We start from the raw sequence: 1,573 nt of genomic DNA, 5'->3' as shown, positions 1-1,573 counted from the left end.
TAGCTACTTGCCCCTGAAAAAGGGTTTGGGCTGGTGGCGGGGCCAGCACTGCAGGACGGCGCTGTGCCGCTGGCCTGTCGGCGGCCTGTCCCTCATCAGCTGAGGACGGTCATCCGCTGGAGGTTGTAGGCGAAGATCCCCAGTCCGGCCCAGGTCTGCGCGCCGGCCAAGCGACGCAGGCGCGTGCAACGGAAACCGAAGCCGCGCTTGAGGTGACTGATGCGGGCCTCGACGCCGACTCTCCAGTTGCGCATCCGCCGGAATGGGCGGCTCTGTTCGTACTCGCGCCGTGCCTTTCCAGGCTTCCCGGCGCGTTGCAGTCCGATCCGCTGGACACCGAGTTCAGCCAGGGCAAGATCGTTGGCCGCGGTGCCGAAGCCGCGGTCGGCGACGACCGTGCCGGGCGGGCGGCCGGTCAGGGACACGGCGCGCTCCACCGAAGGAACCAGTTGCGGCGCATCGGCCGGATTCCCGCGCTGGACCTGGTGGTCGACGATGAAGCCGCGTTCGTCTTCGGCCACGAGCGCGGTGTAGCCGAACTGGGTGGGGTGCTGGGGCTTGCCCTTACGAATCGGCCGGGCGTCGGGGTCGGCCAACGAGACCAGCCGGTCGGGGATGGTGCGGATGCCCGCCAGCCGCAAGGCGGTCTGCTCCAGCAGTCGGCGGGTTCCCGCCGCGGTCTCGGCCAGCTCACCCACCAAGTGCGCAAGTCGTCCCGAAGGCTGCTTGCCCAGCGTGCGCCGGGCATTGCGCTCCACCGCCGCCACGTCCCGCAAGGTCGCGCGGGCCACGGCGGCGATGTCACCTGTGAGCCGGTCGATCTCGCCCAGCGCCTGGCCGGTGCGTCGCCGCAGCGTGCGCGAGATCTCCTTCAAACGGCGTCCCGCCGCCCGGCTGCGATCACGGAAGCGGGTGCGCCTGGCTGCCCCGGACGCCTTGATCCGCCCAACCAGCCGGCCCAGTTTGCGTACCCCGTGTTCGAGCAGGTCGGCGTCCGTGGGGTGGTCGATGTCTGCTTCCATCACGGTCGTGTCGATGCGCAGCTTGCGGCACCGCAGCAGCTTGTCCTCGACCAGCTTGCCCAGCAGGGCCGCGTTCAGCTCTTCCACAGCCTGCGCTCCGCCGCGGCGAACCAGCTTGACCAACGTGGTCGGGTGCGGCACCGGAGAGGTCAGCGGGATGCGGCAGAACCGGCGCCAGCTCAGCGAGTCCGCGACCTCACGGCACAGGGTCTCGTAACCCAGTTGGTAGCGGTGCTTGAGATACAGCAGGCGCAGCAGCGTCTCCACCGGCACCGACGGCCGCCCCAGCCGCTCGGCGAACATCGCCCGCCACGGAGCGATGAATCGCTCGTCGTCCAAGAACGCATCGACCAGGCTCAGTTCGGCGGGTAACTCCCGCCCCTGCTCCGGCAGTACCTCCCACCAGGCGTCTTGCACTCCCGCGACACGTAACATCGCCCCACCCCCGGCCGCAACTACCCGCCTCCACTGTGACGGCCATAGCCCTGCCCTCACCAGCTCGCCCCAGAGGACAACCCAGAGGCAGACCCGGACTTCTTCAGGGGCAAGTA

1 protein-coding gene is annotated in these 1,573 nt (G+C 69.4%); it reads right to left on the bottom strand.

Annotated features, from left to right (window positions below; genetic code table 11):
• Window positions 1-95 precede the first annotated feature (95 nt).
• A complete protein-coding gene (locus AB0E78_RS41835; protein WP_361844966.1) occupies window positions 96-1,457 on the bottom strand; it encodes an ISNCY family transposase in 1,362 nt (453 codons plus the stop codon).
• Window positions 1,458-1,573: the final 116 nt, after the last annotated feature.

Source organism: Streptomyces sp. NPDC032198 (assembly GCF_040636975.1).
Taxonomy (GTDB): domain Bacteria; phylum Actinomycetota; class Actinomycetes; order Streptomycetales; family Streptomycetaceae; genus Streptomyces.
This window is presented reverse-complemented; position numbering and strand designations above follow the sequence as displayed.

What these genes read in the sequence shown, in the direction of transcription:
- AB0E78_RS41835 (WP_361844966.1), bottom strand. Translation starts at nt 1,457, where the DNA reads ATGTTACGTGTCGCGGGAGTGCAAGACGCCTGGTGGGAGGTACTGCCG.